The sequence below is a fragment of the Paracoccus sp. MC1854 genome (genome assembly GCF_014164635.1).
Lineage (GTDB): Bacteria > Pseudomonadota > Alphaproteobacteria > Rhodobacterales > Rhodobacteraceae > Paracoccus.
The window spans coordinates 1-6,316 of sequence record NZ_JACJFU010000065.1; the positions used below are offsets into that span (position 1 = coordinate 1).

Consider the following 6,316-nt stretch of genomic DNA (forward strand, 5'->3'; position numbering starts at 1 on the left):
GAATGTCGAAAGCTATCGCCGGCGCAGCGCCATGGAGGCAAAGCGGACACGGGGACGACCGGCCGCATTCGCGACAATCAACAATACGCCCCAGTCTGTCGCGGAGCGTCAATCACCCGGCCCGCAGGGCCTTGCCAGCGACAATCACGCTGATACCCTGCCAGACGCCGCGACGTAGAAGCTCATCCAGATTGACGCGCGCGTCTCATCAAGATTGTCGCGCAATACGCTGGACGCCCGGCCGAAAGGCTGGCGTCCAGTGTCTTTCTCCTGGCCCGGGATCCGCGAGGGTCTCGCCCGTACTTCCACCACCTTTCAGTTTCACCAGTGCTTCCGTGCGCTCCGGCGCAGGGAGGATGTGCTGCGATCCTTCCGTGATCAGGCGGCCCTGCTGGATGCGCTCAACCGGACATCCGGTGACCCCGAGCACAAGAACCGGATCCTGACAGCTCTGGTCCGTTCCGCCCAGCGCGACGGGCCCGAGGCCGATTGTGCCCTGACCCTCCTGCTGCTGGCGCTCTGGCCGGGGCTCGACGCGGTCATGCGGCGTGCCCGGGTCCGGCGGCTCGGCACACCCGATGAGCTGGCCTCCGAGATCCTGGCGCGTGCGACCGAGGCGGCGCGCAGCCTCGATCTGCAGCGCGTGAGCCGGATTGCCGCCACCCTCGTGATGAACATCGAGCGCGACCTCGGCCGAGCCATGCGGCGCGAATCTGACCGTCAGCATTTACATGGTGAAGTTGATCCGGACTGGATCGTCGCAGCACCCTCGTGGGCCGCGCAGGGGCAGATGCGGACGGAGTTGCATGGCGACCTCACCACGCTCATCGGCAGGGACACCGACCTGGTGCTCGGCTCGGCGCTCGACGGGTTCAGCCAGCTGGAGATGGCACAACGTCTTGGCGTCGGCGAGGCGGCGGCCCGCAAGCGCTACCAGCGGGCGACGGCGCGCATAACACAGGACATCTGACCCGCTTGAAAATAGTTCCAGCAGGTAGCTCTGAGAGCAGCAGCCGTTGCACGGACACGAGCCTGATGGTGGCGAGCGACAACAGAACACACGCGCCAGGCTGTCGTCTCTACCGCAACAACTGGCGCGAAACGGTCACCGGGATGATCTCCTGCTGGTTCCGGGGGCCAAGCTGCCAAAACTGCCCAAACTCACGTCTAATCCAGCGTGGGCACATAATGCCGTGCAGAAAATGATAGTAATGGACAGATCAAACGGGAGAATTGGGTGATGACCGCTGTGCAGTCATCGAACTTCCACCGGATATCTAATGATTGTCGAGTGGCGTGTATCGCCCTATTCAATCAACGCCTTTCGCGCTGCTTCGGCGAAGGAGCTGCCAACAGCCATTTCTCCAACTTGCTCCCGCTCTACTGGCGTGAAGAACGCAATGCGCCAATTTGTCGTGAACTTCATGATGGTCAGGTGGCCATCATGTTTATCGTCTGCAACTTTCCGAAGCTGTTTCCAGAGTTCAATCTCTTGCTCGGTCATTCTCAGTCCCTCAGTTTGTAGTTCGAGGTGGGTAGATCCTCATGCCCTTGATAAAGAACTAACATGCCGATGCCCACCCCTTGCGAAACGGTGCCCCCGTGCTGCAGGCGCTCCTGAGGATGTTAACTGCCGTCGGCTGCGCCATGATCTCCTGCTCGGACGCTAATGACCAGGGTTCCTAATGCTGAGGGATGGCGAGCCGGGGAAGCCGGAGGGGCATGCTGTCCTTCGATGTCCCGATCGCCGGATTGAAGTGGCTTTTCCTGATCGAGACGCCCGTGCGCGTCCGGTCAGCCGGAGCCCGAGAATGCCGCTTTTTCCTGTTCCCGCCCCTGAGTTCCTTAAGCGGCTTCCGGGCTACTATCGCCGCTGGGAACTAGCCGAACTGCTGCTCCCGGACCGCTACTACTACCTCGAGGCGGCGGGCCGGCATGCCGACGGCGAGGAGCTCTTTACGGTCTATGCCCAGTCGGGGGCCGCTGCACGGGCCGAGGGGCCGCTGCAATGAGCGGGCCCGATATCGACCGCGACCAGATCGAGCTGTTCCTGGATACCGTCTTCTCCTGGTGCGACGGCCTGATCCCGCTGCGGGGTCTGCCCGAGAAGGGCGTCGAGCCGGCACCCTCGAGCGAGTTCCGCTGGTTGCCCGCAGATGATAGCGCCGCAGACCAGATCACCGTGTTCGCCGAAGCCGCGGCCATGTGTGGCCGGGCGGTCTACGTCATCCCCGGCACCGTTACCGCCTCAGGCCAGGCACGGGCCGAGCACGTCATGCAGATGCAGGCGGTGGTCGTCGATCTCGACGACGGGAACATCGCTGCCAAGCGCGATCACCTTGTTCGCCATCTCGGCCGGCCCACGCTGATTATCGAGAGCGGCGGCCGGACGGAGAATGGGCAAGTCAAGCTGCACCTGTGGTGGAAACTGACCGAACCTGCTGAAGGTGACGATCTCGTGCAGCTTTGCCGGTTGCGCGCCGAGATCGCGCTGAAAGTCGGCGGCGATGACAGCTTCGGCTCCGCCCACCAGCCAATCCGGGTGCCGGGCACGATCCACGGCAAGTACGGCCGCAAATCCGCGGTGCGGATCATCTCCCATCAGGACATCGAGGTCGATCTCCCAGACCTCGCCGGGCGCGTGGCCGAGATGCCTGCGCTGTTGGATCGTCCCGAAGGCCGTGGCGGGCTGGACTTCAATACCGCCGGCAAGCCACCCATCGACGCGGTGCTGACCACGCCAGTGCGCGAGGGTGCCGTCGATGACTGGACCCGGTTTCATGGCGCAAGCGCGGCGATCGGGCACTACCTGCGCCAGGCACATGAGGGCCGGCTGACCCTCGACGAGGCGTGGGAGGCGATCTGCGGCTATAGCACTGCCATGCTGCGGCCGCCGTGGCCCGAAGAGCGGCTCAAGGCCGAAGCGCGCCGCCTTTGGAAACGGCACATCGAGCGGAATGGGCCGGCACAGCCCCAGCGTCAGCCGCCCCCATCAGAACCGCTGAACTGCTTCAGCCTCGGGCAACTGCTCGACGACCGCAGCGCACTGCCTGACGACATCATCGCCCCGCGGGTGCTGACCCCGGGCGGGCTGCTGGTCCTCGGCGGCGCGCCCAAGGTCGGCAAGAGCGACTTCCTGATCTCCTGGCTCGTGCACATGGCAGCGGGGGTGCCGTTCCTCGGCTTCACGCCGCCCCGGCCATTGCGCATCTTTTATCTGCAGGCCGAGCTTCAGTATCACTACCTGCGCGAGCGCATCCACCAGATCGGCTTGCCGACCGACGTCCTGGCGGCAGCCCGAGACGGCTTCGTCGCGACACCGCGGTTGAAGCTGCTGCTTGATCAGGGCGGCGTAAGTCGCGTGGCCGAGACCATCCGGTCCGCCTTCCCGGACACCCCGCCCGACGTCCTCTGCATCGACCCGATCCGCAACGTCTTCGACGGCGGTCCCGACAGCGGCGGCGAGAACGACAACAGCGCGATGATGTTCTTCCTCAAGGAGCGCGTCGAAGCGTTGCAGGCGGCGGTCAATCCCAACGCCGGGATCATCCTCGTCCATCACACGAAGAAGCTCGCCAGGCAGCAGGTCAAGGACGACCCCTTTCAGGCGCTCTCGGGCGCCAGCGCGCTCCGGGGCTTCTACACCAGCGGCCTGATCCTGCACCGCCCGGACGAGGACAGCACCGCCCGGCGCCTCGAGATCGAGCTGCGCAACGGCCCGGCCTTGGAGCCGAAGCTGGTCGACAAGGTGGACGGCGCGTGGGTCGAACTGAACGCCAGCCACGAGCGTCTCGTGCGTCAGAAGGTGGGGGCCCGTCTCGACGCCGAGCGCGATCGCAAGGCCGAGGTGATCCTCGACCTGCTCTACGAGGAGGCTGCGGAAGGCCGGCTCTATACCTCAACCCAGTTCGCCTCGAACTTCGAGAACGGCGCCGGCCTCGGCAGCCAGCACACCATCCAGGACCGCCTCAACGTCCTCGCGACCAAGGGCTTCATCAAATACCAGCGCAACGGCGCGCTCTACGGACTGCCGCTGGTCCGCTCCCGCTTTGGCTACATGTGCGTCGAGGGCATGCGCTTCGGCCGCGCGGAGCAGGTCGACCCCGAGACGGGCGAGGTGACTGCCCTCGGGATCCCCGTCCTTCCGAGCCACTACCGCTGCGCCTCCTCCGGTGCCGCGCTCGAGGTCGAGAACCCCTCCGTCTGGGTCTGGCCGGAGGCCGCGGATGTCTGACAGATCGGTTGTCCGACATAAGTCGAGAATGTCAGACTTCCTCGCTTGTCTGACTGATTGCTTGATTATCAATGACTTACCGAAGTCGAAGTCAGACATGTCCGACTTCCTTGTCCGACTTCTGTGGGGCAGGAAATGCAAGCAATATCAATGCTCTGATCCGCCGAATAAGTCGAACAATGAACCTCCCCATACTACGTATGGGAGGGCCGGCCTCATGGCCGGCCCCCCCATCCGTAACGTCCGTGCCCGCGGTCCTCCACGTCGTCCCTCGTGTCTGCCTCACCCGATGACGACGGCCAGAACGACAGGAGATGACAATGGCCTGTAAGACGATGACGATGATGCGCTTCACGCCCCGCGGCTACGGCGGGCCCCGCCGCGATCCCGATCAGGTCCGCCGCGACGGCTGGCACGAACTGGGGCTGCTGGCGGTCTCGGTGGATGATCCGCGGCTGACCTGGCGCGAGCGCGAGATGGTCGTGCAGCTGGGCTGCAAGCTCTACGGACCTCGGACCGAAGGAGGACGCCGCGATGGCTGAGCGCGACTGGACCACTGACGATGTCGCGGATCACTTCGAGGAGGCATTCCGCACCCTGCGCAAGCTGCCGCCGGTGAAGGTGCAGGGCTACTTCGGCTGCTGGCCGCAGATCCTGCGCAATGCCCGCGAGATCGCCGCGATGGAACCCGAGCCGATGCGGGTCTGGCCCTCGGCAGCGGCGATCACCCGGCTCGAGCAGACCTTCGGCTGGGTGCTGTGGATCGAGGAGGCCGAGCGCAAGCTGGTCTGGTCACGGGCGGCCCGGGTGCCATGGAAGGTGATCGCGGGCGAGATGGGCTGCGACCGCACCACCGCCTGGCGGCGCTGGCAACTGGCCCTGACCACCATCGCCGCCCGGCTGAATGCCCTGTGAGTCCAGAGTGTTGCAACACATTCCTGTTCGACACCTGCAACAGATCCGTGCTATGCGTAGCATATGATCGGAAGACGAGCGCCGAGAGCGCCCCCGGTCTTTTCCATTTCGTTCCGTTCTTCGCGCGAGGCCCCATGCCGCAGCGTCCGCCCATCCATCGCCCGGTGGGGCGGCGCGACAAGCGTGAGCGTGACCGCGACACCGACCGCAAACGTGATCCGGCCGTTCGGGCGCTGTATCGCTCCGCACGCTGGCTTCGGGAGCGCCGGCTGTTCCTGGCAGCGCATCCGCTCTGCGCCGAGTGCCAGCGCCAGGACCGACTGAGCGCAGCCGGTGTCGTCGACCACATCATCCCGCATCGGGGCGATACCGCGCGGTTCTGGGACCCGACTGGCTGGCAGCCGCTCTGTGCGCCCTGCCACAGCCGCAAGACCGCCGCCGAGGATGGCGGCTTCGGCAATCGGCGGACCGAGCGCGAGCCCGCCGGCTGACCCGGGGGGACATCAAATCTCTGGGCGGTTCGACGTCAGGACCGCGCGCCAAGCTTTCTGCATCCGTGGCCAAAATGGCGAGGGGGGGGTGCAGCCACGAAAATCGAAGGAAACCGCTCGTGCCCAATCGCCAACTCGTCATCGATTATCGCCCCCTCGACAGCCTTGTCCCCTATGCTCGTAATGCCCGAACCCATTCCGAGGCGCAGGTGGCCGAGATCGCGGGATCAATCCGCGAGTTCGGCTTCACCAACCCCGTGTTGATCGCCGACGACGGCACGCTCATCGCGGGTCATGGCCGGGTGCTGGCGGCGCGGCTGCTCGGCATGGAGACGGTGCCGGCCATCGCGCTGACCGGCTTGTCGGAGACGCAGCGCCGGGCACTGGTGCTGGCCGATAACCGCATTGCGCTGAACGCCGGCTGGGACGAGAGCCTGCTGGCGCTGGAATTGAGCGACCTGAAGGAAGCCGGCCTCGATCTCGGCATCTTGGGCTTTGAGGACGGCGAACTCGATCGGCTGCTGGCTGGAGCCGAGGAGGACGACGCTGGGCGTTGTTGCAGAACTCTGCCCTCGGAAGGATTCACTGGAGTGGTCCAGCGGGTTAAGGGCCTGCCATGACCAGGCCTGAACCCACCCGCTACCGCACGACGAACTGGAAATCCTACAATGATGGG

Annotated in this window: 8 protein-coding genes; 7 read left to right on the top strand and 1 reads right to left on the bottom strand. The window is 65.2% G+C overall.

The annotated features are described in order from the left end of the window. The first annotated feature begins 259 nt into the window (after positions 1-259). Entirely contained in the window at positions 260-970 is a 711-nt protein-coding gene (locus H5395_RS17350) for a sigma-70 family RNA polymerase sigma factor (RefSeq protein ID WP_182793781.1), read from the top strand. Between the two features lie 336 nt (positions 971-1,306). Here the strand turns inward: H5395_RS17350 and H5395_RS17355 are convergent, their stop codons facing one another. Beyond that, complete coding sequence (locus H5395_RS17355; RefSeq protein WP_182793782.1) at positions 1,307-1,504, bottom strand: hypothetical protein; 198 nt, start codon at positions 1,502-1,504, stop codon at positions 1,307-1,309. Positions 1,505-1,811: 307 nt separating this feature from the next. Between H5395_RS17355 and H5395_RS17360 the strand changes: the two genes are divergently transcribed. The 6 genes from H5395_RS17360 to H5395_RS17385 all read left to right on the top strand — a co-directional run bounded on the left by H5395_RS17360 (position 1,812) and on the right by H5395_RS17385 (position 6,260). Next, a complete protein-coding gene (locus tag H5395_RS17360) occupies positions 1,812-2,012 on the top strand; it encodes a hypothetical protein (protein ID WP_182793783.1) in 201 nt (66 codons plus the stop codon). Then, positions 2,009-4,234 carry an AAA family ATPase gene (locus tag H5395_RS17365; protein WP_182793784.1) on the top strand — a complete coding sequence of 742 codons (2,226 nt, stop codon included), beginning with the start codon at positions 2,009-2,011 and terminating at the stop codon, positions 4,232-4,234. Before H5395_RS17360 ends, H5395_RS17365 begins: the two co-directional genes overlap by 4 nt. Before the next feature lie 320 nt (positions 4,235-4,554). Further along, complete coding sequence (locus H5395_RS17370; protein WP_370576499.1) at positions 4,555-4,776, top strand: hypothetical protein; 222 nt, start codon at positions 4,555-4,557, stop codon at positions 4,774-4,776. Further along, positions 4,769-5,149, top strand: a complete 381-nt coding sequence (locus tag H5395_RS17375) for a DUF6362 family protein (RefSeq protein WP_182793785.1) — start codon at positions 4,769-4,771, stop codon at positions 5,147-5,149. Before H5395_RS17370 ends, H5395_RS17375 begins: the two co-directional genes overlap by 8 nt. Before the next feature lie 134 nt (positions 5,150-5,283). Then, a complete protein-coding gene (locus H5395_RS17380; RefSeq protein WP_182793786.1) occupies positions 5,284-5,640 on the top strand; it encodes an HNH endonuclease in 357 nt (118 codons plus the stop codon). A 119-nt stretch (positions 5,641-5,759) separates the two neighbouring features. After that, positions 5,760-6,260 carry a ParB/Srx family N-terminal domain-containing protein gene (locus tag H5395_RS17385; RefSeq protein WP_370576500.1) on the top strand — a complete coding sequence of 167 codons (501 nt, stop codon included), beginning with the start codon at positions 5,760-5,762 and terminating at the stop codon, positions 6,258-6,260. Positions 6,261-6,316: the final 56 nt, after the last annotated feature.

Bases quoted from the DNA above. Each gene is read 5' to 3' on its own strand.
- H5395_RS17375 (WP_182793785.1), top strand. From the start codon at position 4,769: ATGGCTGAGCGCGACTGGACCACTGACGATGTCGCGGATCACTTCGAG.
- H5395_RS17365 (WP_182793784.1), top strand. From the start codon at position 2,009: ATGAGCGGGCCCGATATCGACCGCGACCAGATCGAGCTGTTCCTGGAT.
- H5395_RS17355 (WP_182793782.1), bottom strand. From the start codon at position 1,504: ATGACCGAGCAAGAGATTGAACTCTGGAAACAGCTTCGGAAAGTTGCA.
- H5395_RS17370 (WP_370576499.1), top strand. From the start codon at position 4,555: ATGGCCTGTAAGACGATGACGATGATGCGCTTCACGCCCCGCGGCTAC.
- H5395_RS17360 (WP_182793783.1), top strand. From the start codon at position 1,812: ATGCCGCTTTTTCCTGTTCCCGCCCCTGAGTTCCTTAAGCGGCTTCCG.
- H5395_RS17380 (WP_182793786.1), top strand. From the start codon at position 5,284: ATGCCGCAGCGTCCGCCCATCCATCGCCCGGTGGGGCGGCGCGACAAG.